The sequence below is a fragment of the Sphingopyxis flava genome, assembly GCF_900168005.1.
GTDB classification, from domain to species: domain Bacteria; phylum Pseudomonadota; class Alphaproteobacteria; order Sphingomonadales; family Sphingomonadaceae; genus Sphingopyxis; species Sphingopyxis flava.
In genome coordinates this window covers 227,314-241,446 of the sequence record NZ_FUYP01000003.1, presented here as the reverse complement: position 1 = coordinate 241,446, position 14,133 = coordinate 227,314, and the positions used below count along the sequence as shown (strand labels likewise).

Annotated in this window: 11 protein-coding genes and 1 pseudogene; 4 read left to right on the top strand and 8 right to left on the bottom strand. The window is 61.7% G+C overall.

Annotated elements, in window-relative coordinates; genetic code table 11:
• Positions 1 to 165, top strand: a pseudogene (locus B5X69_RS20865) (IS630 family transposase); the annotation flags it as partial.
• Positions 166 to 339: 174 nt separating this feature from the next.
• On the opposite strand, the gene B5X69_RS04030 reads toward B5X69_RS20865, so the two are convergent.
• The gene (locus tag B5X69_RS04030; protein ID WP_079637405.1) at positions 340 to 1,356 is read right to left on the bottom strand and encodes a copper resistance protein B; all 1,017 of its coding nucleotides are present in this window, start codon (positions 1,354 to 1,356) and stop codon (positions 340 to 342) included.
• Positions 1,353 to 3,137, bottom strand: a complete 1,785-nt coding sequence (locus B5X69_RS04025) for a copper resistance system multicopper oxidase (RefSeq protein ID WP_079637426.1) — start codon at positions 3,135 to 3,137, stop codon at positions 1,353 to 1,355. Before B5X69_RS04025 ends, B5X69_RS04030 begins: the two co-directional genes overlap by 4 nt.
• Positions 3,138 to 4,017: 880 nt before the next feature.
• On the opposite strand from B5X69_RS04025, the gene B5X69_RS04010 reads away from it, so the two are divergent.
• The 3 genes from B5X69_RS04010 to B5X69_RS03995 all read left to right on the top strand — a co-directional run bounded on the left by B5X69_RS04010 (position 4,018) and on the right by B5X69_RS03995 (position 8,226).
• Complete coding sequence (locus tag B5X69_RS04010) at positions 4,018 to 6,381, top strand: heavy metal translocating P-type ATPase (protein WP_139375656.1); 2,364 nt, start codon at positions 4,018 to 4,020, stop codon at positions 6,379 to 6,381.
• A complete protein-coding gene (cueR, locus tag B5X69_RS04005) occupies positions 6,378 to 6,764 on the top strand; it encodes a Cu(I)-responsive transcriptional regulator (protein ID WP_069310776.1) in 387 nt (128 codons plus the stop codon). The genes B5X69_RS04010 and cueR overlap by 4 nt, the downstream gene beginning before the upstream one ends.
• Before the next feature lie 838 nt (positions 6,765 to 7,602).
• Positions 7,603 to 8,226, top strand: a complete 624-nt coding sequence (locus B5X69_RS03995) for a plasmid pRiA4b ORF-3 family protein (RefSeq protein ID WP_053556262.1) — start codon at positions 7,603 to 7,605, stop codon at positions 8,224 to 8,226.
• Here the strand turns inward: B5X69_RS03995 and recD2 are convergent, their stop codons facing one another.
• The 6 genes from recD2 to B5X69_RS03965 are packed head-to-tail and all read right to left on the bottom strand — an operon-like array spanning position 8,227 to position 13,726.
• Positions 8,227 to 10,428, bottom strand: coding sequence for an SF1B family DNA helicase RecD2 (gene recD2, locus B5X69_RS03990; protein WP_079637400.1), 2,202 nt, complete (start codon positions 10,426 to 10,428; stop codon positions 8,227 to 8,229).
• The gene (locus B5X69_RS03985; RefSeq protein ID WP_053554362.1) at positions 10,425 to 10,862 is read right to left on the bottom strand and encodes a hypothetical protein; all 438 of its coding nucleotides are present in this window, start codon (positions 10,860 to 10,862) and stop codon (positions 10,425 to 10,427) included. Before B5X69_RS03985 ends, recD2 begins: the two co-directional genes overlap by 4 nt.
• An 8-nt stretch (positions 10,863 to 10,870) precedes the next feature.
• A complete protein-coding gene (locus tag B5X69_RS03980) occupies positions 10,871 to 11,515 on the bottom strand; it encodes a hypothetical protein (protein WP_053554363.1) in 645 nt (214 codons plus the stop codon).
• Between the two features lie 50 nt (positions 11,516 to 11,565).
• Positions 11,566 to 11,949, bottom strand: coding sequence for a hypothetical protein (locus B5X69_RS03975; protein ID WP_079637399.1), 384 nt, complete (start codon positions 11,947 to 11,949; stop codon positions 11,566 to 11,568).
• Complete coding sequence (locus B5X69_RS03970; RefSeq protein ID WP_053554365.1) at positions 11,946 to 13,268, bottom strand: recombinase family protein; 1,323 nt, start codon at positions 13,266 to 13,268, stop codon at positions 11,946 to 11,948. Before B5X69_RS03970 ends, B5X69_RS03975 begins: the two co-directional genes overlap by 4 nt.
• Positions 13,265 to 13,726, bottom strand: coding sequence for a DUF2924 domain-containing protein (locus tag B5X69_RS03965; protein WP_053556263.1), 462 nt, complete (start codon positions 13,724 to 13,726; stop codon positions 13,265 to 13,267). The genes B5X69_RS03970 and B5X69_RS03965 overlap by 4 nt, the downstream gene beginning before the upstream one ends.
• Positions 13,727 to 14,133: the final 407 nt, after the last annotated feature.

Sequence of the window (14,133 nt, the reverse complement as noted above, 5' to 3'; positions counted from 1 at the left end):
CATCGATCCACGGCCGAACTCGAAGCCGACATCGCGGCCTTCATCAAGGCGCACAATGAAAACCCCAAACCCTACAAGTGGGTCAAATCCGCAGACGAGATCCTCGCCTCCGTCAAACGCTTCTGCCAAAAAACAATGAGCCGAACTTCAGATTCAGGTGACTAGGATTGCAGAAGGGTGGGATGAGCCGGACGAAGATATCGGATTCTTTCGGAAACTGGCTGAGGAAGAATAGCCACCGCGCACGTCCACCGTCGTGGTGGCTATCTGGTGCTCGACCATGGCCCAGCTAAAATCTTATGGATCCGATCAGAGTCCGCCTGCATGTCCGATCAGTCATCAAAACCAGGAGCGAACACCAATCAGGAAACGCCATCCTCCTGCGCCCTCATCCCGGGCACGCCGAAAATCCGCAGTGCCGCCTAAAGCTCGTTCATATTCAACGCCGACGTAGGGAGCGAACTCGGGCACGAACTGATAGCGCAGGCGAAGACCGAGTTCGGCAGTCGAAAAGCCGGTTCCTATCCCGAGTTCGGCCACATCCTGTGCAGCAAAGTTAAGTTCGACTCGTGGCTGAAGGACGAGCTTTCGGGTTAGGCGCTGATCATATTCCCCTTCGATCCGCACGGTGACATCCCCCTTGTTTGACACAAACAGCGCACCGTCGATTTCGAACCAGTAAGGCGCCAGACCCTTCACGCCCAAAACAGCATAGGTGCGGTCCGGACCGGTACCGAAGTCCTGCCGGAGGCCCGCCTGGAGATTCCACCACGGATCAAGCGCGCGGTTCCAGAGTGCCTGGACCTCGACGTGTTCCGGGTTCTCGCCGAAGCGGCTTTCACCCTCGGTTTTGACCCAGATCCGATTGATATCACCGCCGTACCAGCCCTCAGCCTTCCAGGCGAAACCGTCTTTGCCCTCGCCGATGGTTGCTTCCAGCTGATCGATCAGGATCATGCCGCTTTTGATGTCGCCATGTTCCTTGCGGACGATATTGCGCGCGGGAGCCATTGCCGAAACGCCGAAAACGTCATCCGCAGCGTGAGCGGGGCCAACCAATGCTGCCGCGGAAGGACCTTTGACTGGCGGATCGGGAATGCCGGGTTCATGCCCGACATGCGCCTGGTGCGCATCCATCGGCGCGGATGAGGGCATCTGGTGGCCGGCGTGCGGATCTTTTGGCTCCGAAGCCTTCGGCGGCATGGCGTGCCCGGCATGGGGACCAGCCGATGCCTCATCCGTCTGATGCTGCGCGTGCGGATCGGTCGGGGCCTGCTGCTCAGTGGCGTCATGAACATGCTGCGCCAGAGCAGGCATTCCGATCGTGACAAGGACGATGCCCAAAAGAGACTTCATGCCGCCTCTCCCTCGAGCGGACGGACGGTGACGACACGGAACATCCCCGCGTGCATGTGGAGCAGCAGATGGCAGTGAAACGCCCAGTCACCGGGCGCATCCGCCGTCAGGTCGAAGCTGACCTTGCCGCCTGGCAGGACATTGACAGTGTGTTTGCGCGGATAACTGCCGGTATGGCCGTTCACCACCTCGAAGAAATGGCCGTGCAGATGGATGGGGTGAGTCATCATCGTATCGTTGATGAGCACCACGCGCGCGCGTTCGTTGCGTTCGAAACGGATCGGCTCGACGCCTTCGCTGAACTTTTCGCCGTCGAACGACCACATGAAGCGCTCCATGTTGCCGGTAAGGTGAACCTCGATCGTGCGCTGCGGCGGGCGCGTGTCTGGATTGGGCGTGAGCGACATCAGGTCTCGGTAGGTCAGCACCTTGTGGCCGACGTCTTCCAGCCCGACGCCCGGGTCACCGGTGCGGTCGACCGGAGACATGGCGATGGCGTCCACGCCGACGCCGACCTTGACGCTGTCGGGCACCTTCGATTTGTCGCGCATGTTCATGCCGCCCATCGAATGGGAACTGCCGTGATCTGCTGCTGCCGCGCTGGCCCCGGCGGCCATGGCGCCATGGTCCATTCCCGCCATTGAACCATGGTCCATGCCGCCCATGCCCATATCCTTCATGGTGAGCGTGGCGCGCGGGCGAAGCGGTGGAACGGGTGCTTCCATGCCCAAGCGCGGCGCGAACGTGGCGCGCGCCATGCCGGAACGGTCGATCGATTCCGCAACGAGCGTGAACGCTTTGTCCTCGGCTGGCTGGATAATGATGTCATAGGTCTCGGCATTGCCGATCTGGAACTCGTCCACCGTCACGGGCCGGACATTCAGTCCGTCGGCGCTGACCACTGTCATCGGCAGTCCGGGAATGCGGATGTTGAAGATCGTCATGGTCGCCGCGTTAATGAAGCGCAGCCGCACCCGCTCGCCGGGCCGGAATAGACCGGTCCAGTTCTCCCGCGGTCCGTGGCCGTTGACGAGATAGGTGTAGGTGGCAGCCGTCACATCGGCGATGTCGGTCGGGTCCATTCGCATCCGGCCCCACATGGCCCTGTCGGAGGCCGACATTTTCTCCTCCGGCCCGCCCTCGATCATGCCCAGCAGGGTCTGCTTCTGGCGATTGAAGTAGCCGCCCTCCGCCTTGAGCTTGGTGACGAGGTGGTGCGGATGGAGGAATGTCCAGTCACTGAGCACGATGACATGCTCACGGTCATAGGCAACCGGATCGGGCTCAGCCGGATCGATAACGATCGGCCCATAATGCCCCTGCTGCTCCTGCAGCCCTGAGTGGCTGTGGTACCAGTAGGTGCCACTCTGGACGATCGGAAATTCATAGGTGAACGTGGTGCGCGGCTTTATGCCGGGGAAGCTCACACCAGGAACTCCGTCCATCTGAAACGGGACGATCAGCCCGTGCCAGTGGATCGAGCTGTCCTCATCCAGCATGTTTTCAACGTGGAGGCGGACATTTTGCCCTTCGCGCAGCCGGATAAGCGGTGCGGGCAGGACGCCGTTCATGGTGACGGCATGACCGGTGCGCCCGCCAACCGTGAAGGTGCTGTTGGCGATCCTGAGGTGAATATCGTCGCCGGCGAGCGTGGGGGAGCTGGGTGCGAGGCCCGCCGAACCGGTTTGCGCCCAGGCGGGAAAAAGCCCGCTCATGCTGAAGCCGACAAGGCTCGCAGCGCCGGCGCGCAGGAACGAGCGGCGTTCTATAAGTGCTGTCATATCCATATGTCCCGGGGTTTTCCTGTCTGGAAGAAACCCAAAAAAATAAACTGGAATCCGGGCGGACAGCGAGATGCCATCCGCCCGGTTGGTTCCTAATGGTTGTGCTGCGAATGCTCTGCCGGAGCCGCATCGTGCTGCTTGTTCTCGCAGCACTCCATCTTTTTCCCGTTGGCCTGCGTATCGCCGCCCGTCTTGTCCTTGCAGCAACAGCATCCCTTGCCCATCTGCTCGGTCTGAGGAGCATTGTGGCCGGCATGGTCAGGCGTTGTGGGCTGCGCTGCCACAGGTGCTGCAGCCGCCATTGCGACTGCGCTCAAAAGTGTGATCATCGTTCATTCTCCAGAAGATTTGAAAAGCTTTCAAATTTCCGGAAACAGACGTGGAGGCGGGCTAGTGGCCTCTGGCGCTATCCCGTTCAAACGAGGGGATGGCTGAGGCGACAGGGCAGATCGAACCGGATTTGTCTCCACTGCCAGCTGAGGCGCCACTGGCTCAACCACCGCGCAGGCCATCGCGCAGTCTTGCGTGCCGCTGTGATGCTTGTCGGGTGCCGTCTCGTGATGGCCGGTGCAATCATCCATGGCCATCGGTGTGGCAGTGGCCGCATGGGCAGCCGTCGTCCGGTCCGCCATCGAGACGGGCATGACGGACAAGGCCAGGATAACGAGCAGAGCAAGGATCAATCGCACCGCCCGCCCGCTCTCCTCGTGGAGGGCAGATTTGTTTAGCCGGACGTTGATTGGTCTCAGGTTCACTCTGGTTCGTTTCCTTCGAGTCGTCGCTACTATCGCACTTGACACTATGTCAGGGTCAAGTGCTTATTGACTCTGACATAGTGTCAAGGTGCACCATGGATCTCCAATGGAAGGAGACCGTGATGGCCGAGTCGAAACATAGCACGCGTGCGGGAAGCCATGGTTGTTGCGGCGATCACGGCGACCATTTCGTCGGACAGGTTATCGACCCGGTTTGCGGCATGTCTGTAGATCCACAAAAGACCGCGCATCACGCATCGCACGCGGGCAGCGACTACCATTTCTGCAGCGCCGGGTGCCGCGAGAAATTCGTCGCCGACCCGCAGCGTTATCTGAACAAGGCTGCCGCCCCGATCGCACAAGATCAGCCGGGCACGATCTGGACTTGCCCGATGCATCCGGAAGTCCGGCAGGATCACCCGGGGGCGTGCCCGATCTGTGGCATGGCGCTCGAACCGGCGATGGTTACGGCCGATGAAGGGCCAAGCGCCGAACTGATCGAAATGACCCGGCGCTTCTGGATCGGTCTTGCGCTCTCCCTGCCTGTGCTCGTTCTGGAAATGGGCGGGCATCTGTTCCCGGCGTTGCATCATCTGATACCGATGAAGGCGTCGATATGGATCCAGTTTGCGCTGGCCACACCAGTTGTCTTGTGGGCGGGATGGCCCTTTTTCCAGCGTGGCTGGGCCTCGCTCGAAACGCGCAATCTCAACATGTTCACGCTGATCGCCATGGGAACCGGCGTGGCCTGGCTCTACAGTGTGATCGCGGCAGTGGCGCCGGGTATCTTTCCTGATGCCTTCCGCGCCGCCGACGGGACGGTGGCGGTCTATTTCGAGGCAGCAGCGGTCATCACTGTGCTGGTACTGTTGGGCCAGGTTCTGGAATTGCGCGCCCGCGAGCGCACTTCGGGTGCGATCAAGGCGTTGCTCAATCTGGCACCGAAAACTGCGCGGCGCATCGCTGTTGACGGCAGCGAGGCGGAAGTTCCGCTGGAAGATGTCGCGGTGGGTGATCGGCTGCGGGTGCGGCCAGGCGAAAAGGTTCCGGTTGACGGCGTAGTCGAAGACGGCCGTTCGGCGCTCGACGAATCCATGGTCACGGGCGAATCCATGCCGGTTACGAAGTCGGTTGACGACACGGTGATCGGCGGCACCATGAACCAGAGCGGTGCCCTGCTAATCCGCGCAGACAAGGTCGGACGGGACACCATGCTGTCCCGCATCGTGCAGATGGTTGCTGAAGCGCAACGTTCACGCGCGCCGATCCAGCGCATGGCGGATCAGGTTTCCGGCTGGTTCGTGCCGCTGGTTATCGGCATTGCCATTCTTGCCTTCGCACTCTGGGGCATCTGGGGGCCAGAGCCGCGCTTTGCCCACGGGCTGATTGCGGCGGTATCCGTGCTGATCATCGCCTGCCCCTGCGCGCTGGGCCTTGCCACGCCGATGTCGATCATGGTGGGCGTTGGGCGCGGCGCGGGACTTGGCGTGCTGATCAAGAATGCCGAGGCGCTGGAGCATATGGAAAAGGTCGACACGCTGGTGGTCGACAAGACCGGCACGCTGACCGAAGGCAAGCCCGCCGTCACCCGGATCATCGCAGCGGTAGGGCTTGAGGAAGCGGAATTGCTGCGGCTGGCGGCCGGCGTGGAGCGGGCGTCGGAACACCCGCTGGCGTTGGCGATCGTCGATGCGGCGATCAGCCGGTCCATCGAAATCCCTCCCGTCAGCGGTTTCGATTCCCCTACCGGCAAGGGCGCCGTTGGTGTGGTTGAGAACAAGCGCATCACGTTAGGTAACGCGCGCTTCCTGACGGAATCGGGGATCGATACCGCGCCTCTTGCTGCCGAAGCCGATGCACTTCGCGAGGATGGTGCAACGGCCATCTTCATGGGGCTGGACCAGCAGGTGGCAGGCGTATTCGCCATTGCCGATCCGATCAAGCCAACAACGCCGGAAGCACTGGCTGCCTTGCGCGCAGATGGCATTCGCGTGGTGATGTTGACCGGTGACAACCGCACGACAGCCACCGCCGTCGCGCGCCGGCTCGGGATCGATGCCGTTGAAGCCGACGTCCTGCCCGATCAGAAAGCCGATGTCGTCGCGCGGCTGAAGCAGGAAGGCCGCGTCGTCGCCATGGCCGGCGATGGAGTGAACGATGCGCCCGCGCTTGCGGCGGCGGACGTCGGCATAGCAATGGGGCACGGCACCGATGTCGCCATGGAAAGCGCGGGGATGACGCTGCTGAAGGGCGATCTTGTCGGCATCGTTCGCGCCCGCCAGCTCAGCGAGGCGACGATGTCCAACATCCGCCAGAATCTGTTTTTCGCTTTCATTTATAATGCGGCTGGCGTTCCGGTCGCGGCAGGGCTGCTCTATCCGTTCTTCGGCATCCTGCTTTCGCCTATGATCGCTGCGGCGGCGATGGCCTTGTCCTCAGTCAGCGTTGTCGCCAACGCACTGCGTCTCAATCGGGTGAAGCTGTGAACATTGGTGCAGCCTCGCAGGCAAGCGGCGTCTCGCAGCGGATGATCCGGCACTATGAAAAGATCGGCCTGATCCCCGCGCCACCGCGCCGCGGGAGTGGGTATCGCGATTATTCCGATGCCGATGTTCATCGCCTGCGCTTCATTGCCAATGCCCGCGATCTCGGGTTCGGCACGGAGGAGATCACGACTTTGCTTGCCCTATGGTCTGATCGTGAGCGGGCCAGCAGCGAGGTCAAGGCCTTGGCACTCGCCCAGGCGGACGAATTGGGGCGCAAGGCAAAGGCGCTCGAAAGCATGCGGCGCACCCTCCTGGATCTCGCCCGCCAGTGCCACGGTGACAACCGTCCAGATTGTCCGATCATCGATGGTTTGGCAACGTGAAGGACGTTCAAGCAGTCAAGGGAGGCGGGTTCATTTGCTTCTTTCTCCCTTTGAAAAATATCCGATTCGAACAGAGTTGGCGTTTCCCTGGCGGCATCCTCTGTTGCTGTTCCGAGAGGCTGACCCAGGCCGACGTCCTGACCGTCGTGCTGGCGTTGACCGGTATCGGGAGCGTGGTATTTCGGAAGACGGCGAAGGCGCGGATTGGGTGAAGAGTGGATGGCGGATGCATCAACGTCCGCCATCCAAGCCCTCTGAATCACGCCATTGAGACAGCGCCGATGCTTTTCAACATCTTGCTCAGATACTTCTCGGAGCCGTCGTCCATGAAAAGCACATTGCGCGCTTCCAGATCGGCCTTTGAACCAGCAGTCCCGACGTTCAATATGCAGTTGACATGTGATGTGTGTAGGCAATTGACGGTCCGCCTGTCGAGCGCCTACGCAGGTTTCCGCTCCAGCATCACCTATCTTTGCGCAGCTTCGCCGAGAGAGTTCGTCCGCAGGCTCTCACCCACCGCCAACATCTCATCGCGAACCAATGAGATGGGCCTCATGGGGCCAGAAAATCCCCAGCTTCCGCGCGGTTTTGCCGATCGCGACCGAACCTCAGAGACTGCCGAAAACGTCGAAATCGGTCTCCGATTGGCTTTTGTCTCTTTTCACCCGAACCCCTGCTGAAAAGGTTCGGTCTCCAGAAACGACGTAAATCCAAGGTTTTCTGGCTTTCGTTCAACCGAACCTTTTGCGCCCAATCTCGGCAGGCGAACGGGAATGCAACTGGTGGTATTTACCCGCAGCATGAGCCAAAAGCCGCGCGGTCTGCTATGGTTCCCATCATGACGACCCGCAGCGCCATCGACAGCTTCACCGAAATCGCCACCCTGCGCATCGAACTCAGGGGGTCCGATCCGCTGATCTGGCGGGTAGTCGAGGTGCCCACGTCCATCACCCTCAAGGTGCTGCACGACATTGTTCAGGTCTCGATGGGCTGGTGCGATTATCACCTCTGGGAGATGGTGATCGACGGGAAGACCTACGGCCTGCCGATGGACGAGGACTTTGGCACCGCGCCCCGGAAGGTGGCAGATCGGGTTCGCTTGCGTGATGTGCTGACAGGCGACACCACCCGGATCGACTACATCTACGATTTCGGCGACAGCTGGGAGCACAGCCTCGTTGTCAGCGATGTCCGCGCAGGCGCGCCCGGAACTGGCTATCCCCGCTTCATTGCCGGCGAGCGCGACTGCCCGCCAGAGGACTGTGGCGGCATCCCCGGTTTCTACGAGATGCTTGAAGCACGGGTCGACCCCAAGCACCCAGACCATGCGGACGTCGTTGAATGGCTCGATGGCTATGACCCCGAAGAACTGGACGTGTTCCCGATCGAGGTTGCGCTTGGCCGTATTGCTGCCCGTCGCAACGCGGCTGCCAAGCGCATCATCAAGCCTGCGAATGATTGATCACGCGGAGCGCAGTATGACGTCCTCGGCCGCTTGAAGCCACTCATCGAGTTTTGACCACCGCCGCCGCCCGGACTCATTCTTGACCGCGATGGCGATAGCCTTGGATTGGCCGACCAGCACCACGAGCTTCTTTCCGCGAGTCACTCCGGTGTAGAGGAGATTCCGCTGCAGCATGGCGTAATGCTGGGTCATGACCGGGATCACGACGGCGGGGTATTCCGAGCCCTGGCTCTTGTGGATCGTCGCTGCATAGGCGGGGACCAGCGTGTCGAGTTCGCCGAACTGATAGCTGACCTCGCGGCCATCGAAGTCGACCAGCAGTTCGCCGTCGTCGGTGTCGACGGACTGGATGTAGCCAATGTCGCCGTTGAAGACGTCTTTGTCGTAGTCGTTCTCGATCTGCATGACCTTGTCACCGGGGGCGAAGGTCCAACCAAAGCGTTCCACCTTGGCCGTCGGATTGGGGTTCAGCGCGGCCTGCAGCTCGATGTTCAGCGACCGCGCGCCAACCCCGCCGCGGTTCATGGGGCATAGCACCTGGACTTCGCGCACAGGATCAAACCCGAACTTGCGTGGGATGTGCTTGCCGACGAGATCGATGATCCGCGGTACGGCCTGCTCCGGATCAGCGGCCGGCATGAAGTAGAAGTCGGTATCACCTTCAACTTTGCCCAAATCAGGGATGCGGCCGCGGTTGATCTGGTGCGCGGTGGTGATGATCCGGCTTTGGGCAGCCTGGCGGAAAACCTCGGTCAGTCGGACCACCGGGACAGCATGCGACTGCATGATATCGGCCAAGACCTGCCCAGGCCCGACCGATGGCAACTGGTCGATGTCGCCGACGATCAACAGTGCGGCGGTATCCGGCACAGCCTTCAGCAGCGACTGCATCAGCATGACATCGACCATCGAGCTTTCGTCGACGACCAGCAGGTCGCATCCGAGAGGGTTGTCTTCGCCGCGCTTGAACCCGAACGCCTTGGGGTCGAATTCCAGAAGGCGATGTATCGTCTTGGCCTCCATGCCCGTCGCCTCGGTCATACGCTTGGCGGCGCGCCCTGTGGGTGCGCACAGAAGAAGATTGACGGACTTGGCCGCCAGGATGCGCAGGATGGAATTGACGATGGTGGTCTTGCCGACACCGGGCCCGCCGGTGATCACTGTTACCTTGGATCGCAAGGCAAGTGACACGGCTTCCCTTTGACTGGGCGCAAGGGTCAGGCCCGTGCGCCCCTCAATCCACGGCAGGGCCTTATCCGTGTCGATGGCAGCCCACGGCAGCTGTCCATTGAGCAGCGATCTTAACCGGTCTGCTATGGCCTTTTCGGCGTGATACAGCCCGCCAAGGAAGATGCAGTCGATGTCGCCGACCGTGTCGGCCACTACCGTCCGTTCATCCAGTTCCAGCGCCAGCGCCGTCTCGATCAGCGCGCCATCAACCTCGAGCAGCTTGGCAGCCAGCTGTTTTAATTCGGTCACGGGCAGTCCGCAGTGCCCTTCGCCCATGGCCTCGGTGAGGGCGAAGGAGATGCCAGCGCGAATCCGTACCATGGCCGTCTTCTCGATGCCCAGCTTCTCCGCGATCGTGTCGGCTGTGCGAAAGCCGATCCCGCGGATATCTTCGGCCAGGCGATAAGGGTTATCGCTCATCACCTGAACGGCATCGGCGCCGTAGGTCTTGAAGATGCGCACGGCGCGCGCTGTTCCGACCCCATGGCTGTGCAGGAACACCATGATCTCGCGAATGACTTTCTGATCCGCCCAGGCCGCAGTGATCTTGGCAGCGCGCATGGGGCCAATGCCCTGGACCTCACGCAGCCGTTCGGGGGTGGCTTCGATGACATCGAATACGTCTTTGCCGAACATCTTCACGAGCCGCTTGGCGTAAACAGGGCCGATTCCGCGGATCATGCCGGAGCCGAGATACTTCTCGATGCCCTCGATCGAGGAGGGTTCCGAGGTTTTCAGAAACCGGGCCCGGAACTGCAGGCCATGGTTCCGATCATTGGTCCATTCGCCCGAAGCGGTGATCCATTCCCCGGCGGAAATCATCGCTGCATGCCCTACGGTCGTGACCAAGTCGCGGTGCCCGCGTGCCTTGACCCGCAGGACGCAAAAGCCACTTTCATCGCTATGGAACGTCACCCGTTCCACATGGCCCACGAGCACTTCAGACGTTGGGGCAGCCGGGTGGTTCATCGCAAGCGCCGAGGCTCCGCGACCTCATCCGCGTCTTGGGTTGCCTCGTGCACCTCCTCACGGATGATCTTCTCGGTGATTTCCAGAAGATGCGAGGTCAGCGCATCGCTCAGCTCCTCAAACTCGGGCCACAGGACCTGCTGCACAAAACTCGCGGGAGCGCGGATCAGAACGGTTTGGCGGTGCATACGCGGATAGCGGAACGGTCGGACGCCGTAGCGGCGGCACAGGGCGATGAAGAGCTGGCGCGACCAAGGATCTGGGATCGAAAACTTGAACTCCTCGGAGCTTTCGTTCCGGCTGGCCGATTCAAATTGTTTGCGGATGCGTTCAGCCGCAGCGCCGGCAGCGGCCTTTTCGCCGGCCGTGGAGGCACCAGCGTAAAGCGCCTCGATCTTGCGGAGTTTTTGTCGCAGGCGGTCTTCGGATTGCATGGCGACGATCAGTGCAAGGAAGACCGGGGCAGTTCGATGCCCGCCAGCATCTGCCGCCGCGCTCGCGCGCAAGACATCACGGCCTCATGGATCTCGGCCTCCATGATCTTTGTCAGTTCGCTTACGTGCCTGAATGTCGTCTCCAGCTGAGTTCGGTTTTCTGCTTGGATATCGCGAGCCACGAGATCTTCGATCCCAGCCATCATGGCGCGAAGTTCCCCAAGGTGCCCGAGCGCCCTGTGAGCGCGTTCCGGCAGGTCTACCCGGTCTTGGCCATTAAACAGGCCTTCGACAAAGCCCTCGAGTTCCTGCCGGCGGACCTGGGAGAGTCTGGCAAGATTCTGGGCTGATGGCTCCAGCGCAAGGCGTTGCAAGCGGAACGGGACAGAGCGGCTATTGTGCCTGGTCAGGCTGTTCCACAAGCCATTGACCAGCACATCGATCAGTTCGTTCAGGTCCTCAATTGAGTCGAAGGGCGGAAATTCGCCGCCCCAAAGCCCTTCTACAATCGGCAGCGGGGACGACTCTATGATCGGAGAGGCAATCCCACCCAGAAACCGCGTACGAACTTCGTGATAGGGAACTGGGCATGCATATCTGTCGAGCAGGTCGCATACGGTTTTCTCAGTCGGGGATTTGAACTTGGGCGGCATGGCATTGCCCTATACCACCGGACCACAATCTCGCCAGATTGCGCCGAGAGCTATTCCGCCGAGAATACGATTCCCTTTTGCACCACCCAAGGCTGTTCCGCGATCGCCGACATATCCTTCAGAGACACCGACGGTGACCTTCGCGCAATCAGGATCTGCTCCAGCACAGCCGGGGCCAGATAGGCCAGCTTCATCGTGCGCCTGATGAACGCGGGCGTGACGCCTTCGGCCTCGGCGATATCCGACAATGTGGAAACTGCCCCGCTTTCCAGCTTCCGCCGCCAGCTCCACGCTCTCGCGACCGCCTTCAGCACATGCGGGTCCATCCCGCCAGTGTCCGGCACCATGTCGGCAGGCGGCACGATCTTCGGCCGCCCATTGCGCTTGCGGATGGTGAGCGGGATGAACACCCGCATGGTGGTGGATGCGCTCATGCTGCTTGTCTCCGTTCGGGGGTGACCATTTCCCGGATGACCGATCCGAGGCCTTCGGTGCGCAGGTCGACCGTGAGCCCATCGGCGCTGACTGTAACCCGCTCGATCAGCAGCCTGGCGATGCGGGCCTGCTCGGCCGGGAACAGCGACTCCCAAAGCCCATCAAAGCCCGCCAGCGCGGTGACCACGTCCTGCTCGTCGATGTCCGGTGCATTCCGGCGTGCTGCCTCCATTGCCCGTGCCGCGATTTCCGGCGTGCGCAGCAGCGATCGGATGTGCTGGACCACGGCGCCCTCGACCATCCCGGCATTGAGCCGCACAAAGCTGTCGCGCCCTTCGCACGCCCGATTCCTGATCGCATCCATCGAGGTGTAGTAGCGGTAATGCCGGCTGCCCTTTTTCGTCACCGTCGGCGTCATGGCGATGCCCCGATCGGTGAAGATGAGCCCCTTCAGGAGTGCCGGGGTCTGGGTGCGGGTGTTCGCCGCGCGCTGCCGGGGGCTTTCCTGCAGGATGGCATGCACCTGATCCCACAGCTCAGGCGTGATGATGGCCTGATGCTCGCCGGGATAGCTGGTGCCCTTGTGCACGGCCTCGCCAAGATAGAGCCGGTTGCGCAGCAGCTTGTACAGGAACCCCTTGTCGATCAGCTTTCCCCGCTTGTTCAGGGTGCCGCCCGCCACCAGTTCCCGGGTCAGCAGGGTCGCCGATCCCAGCTCGACAAACCGCTGGAACATATGCCGGACCGTAGCGGCCTCGGCCTCGTTGATCACCAGCTTCCGGTCGACGACATCGTAGCCCATCGGCACGAACCCGCCCATCCACATGCCCTTGGCGCGGCTCGCAGCGAACTTGTCGCGGATGCGCTCGCCGGTGACCTCGCGTTCGAACTGGGCGAACGACAGCAGGATGTTGAGCGTCAGCCGGCCCATGCTGGTCGTGGTATTGAGCGCCTGCGTCACCGACACGAACGTCACGTTGTTCCGGTCGAATGCCTCGACCAGCTTGGCGAAGTCCATCAGCGAGCGTGACAGGCGGTCGATCTTGTAGACGACGATGACGTCGACCAGGCCGGCCTCGACGTCTTCCAGCAGGGCCTTCAGCCCGGGGCGATCGAGGGTCCCGCCAGAGAACCCGCCGTCGTCGTAGCGTTCGCGCATGCAGACCCAGCCTTCGGCGCGCTGGCTGGCAACATAGGCCTCGCAGGACTCGCGCTGGGCATCGAGCGAGTTGAACTCCATGTCCAACCCTTCCTCGCTGGATTTGCGGGTGTAGACGGCGCAGCGCAGGCGCCGCATCGGTGCCGTGGTGCTGCTCATGCTGCGTCCTTCCGTTCCCGAAGGCCAAAGAAGCGATAGCCGTTCCACTGCGTGCCGGTGATGTCCCGGGCGATGGCCGACAGCGACTTGTAGCGGCGGCCCTGCCAGTCGAACCCGTCCTTCAGCACGGTGATGACGTGCTCTGCACCGTTCCATTCGCGCACCAGCCGGGTACCGATCACCGGATTGCGCGGGTCGCTGATCACTGACTTCCTTACCTTCTTGCCCTCGACTTCGTCGGCGAGAGCATCGAGCAACTGGCGCACCGGCTTCGACAGACCGCCGAAGGTCAGCTCCTGGATCCGGTAGGCCAGGCGCTGTTCGAGGAACGAGCGGCTGTTGTTGGGCGCCTCTGTCTCGAACAGCTTCTCCCACTCGGCCTTGAGCTGTTTGACCGACATCTCCTTCAGCGCCGCCAGCCTGGCCAGCACTTGCGCATCGTCATCCTGTTTGTGCATCATCGTCCTCCGATCCGGGCTTTTGCCCGCGGACGACTGACGCTCTTGGCCGGCGACATTGCGAGTGAACTATCTCCACCGTGGGCAGATATAGAACTGGACTGTTCGCGCAGGCGCAGCACGCCCGCGGCAACGATTCTGCCCAACTCGGCGATGCGAGCCTCGGCGGTCATCATGGACGGACAGATGTCGCTTCCTCTGCTCATGCCGCGACCCTTGCCTGTGCTCCGGATAGACAAGGCGGCCGTGCTGCCGAAACCGAGCCCTTCAACCGCAACCCGCAACCCCAGAAACCAGCGATGAAACAGGCGCCACGGCAGCGCTTGGACTGAATCAGCTCAGCGGCAGCTCAACGCAATGAATGACCAAACGCCCCACGACTCAAGGGGCGTGATGAATACGACGGG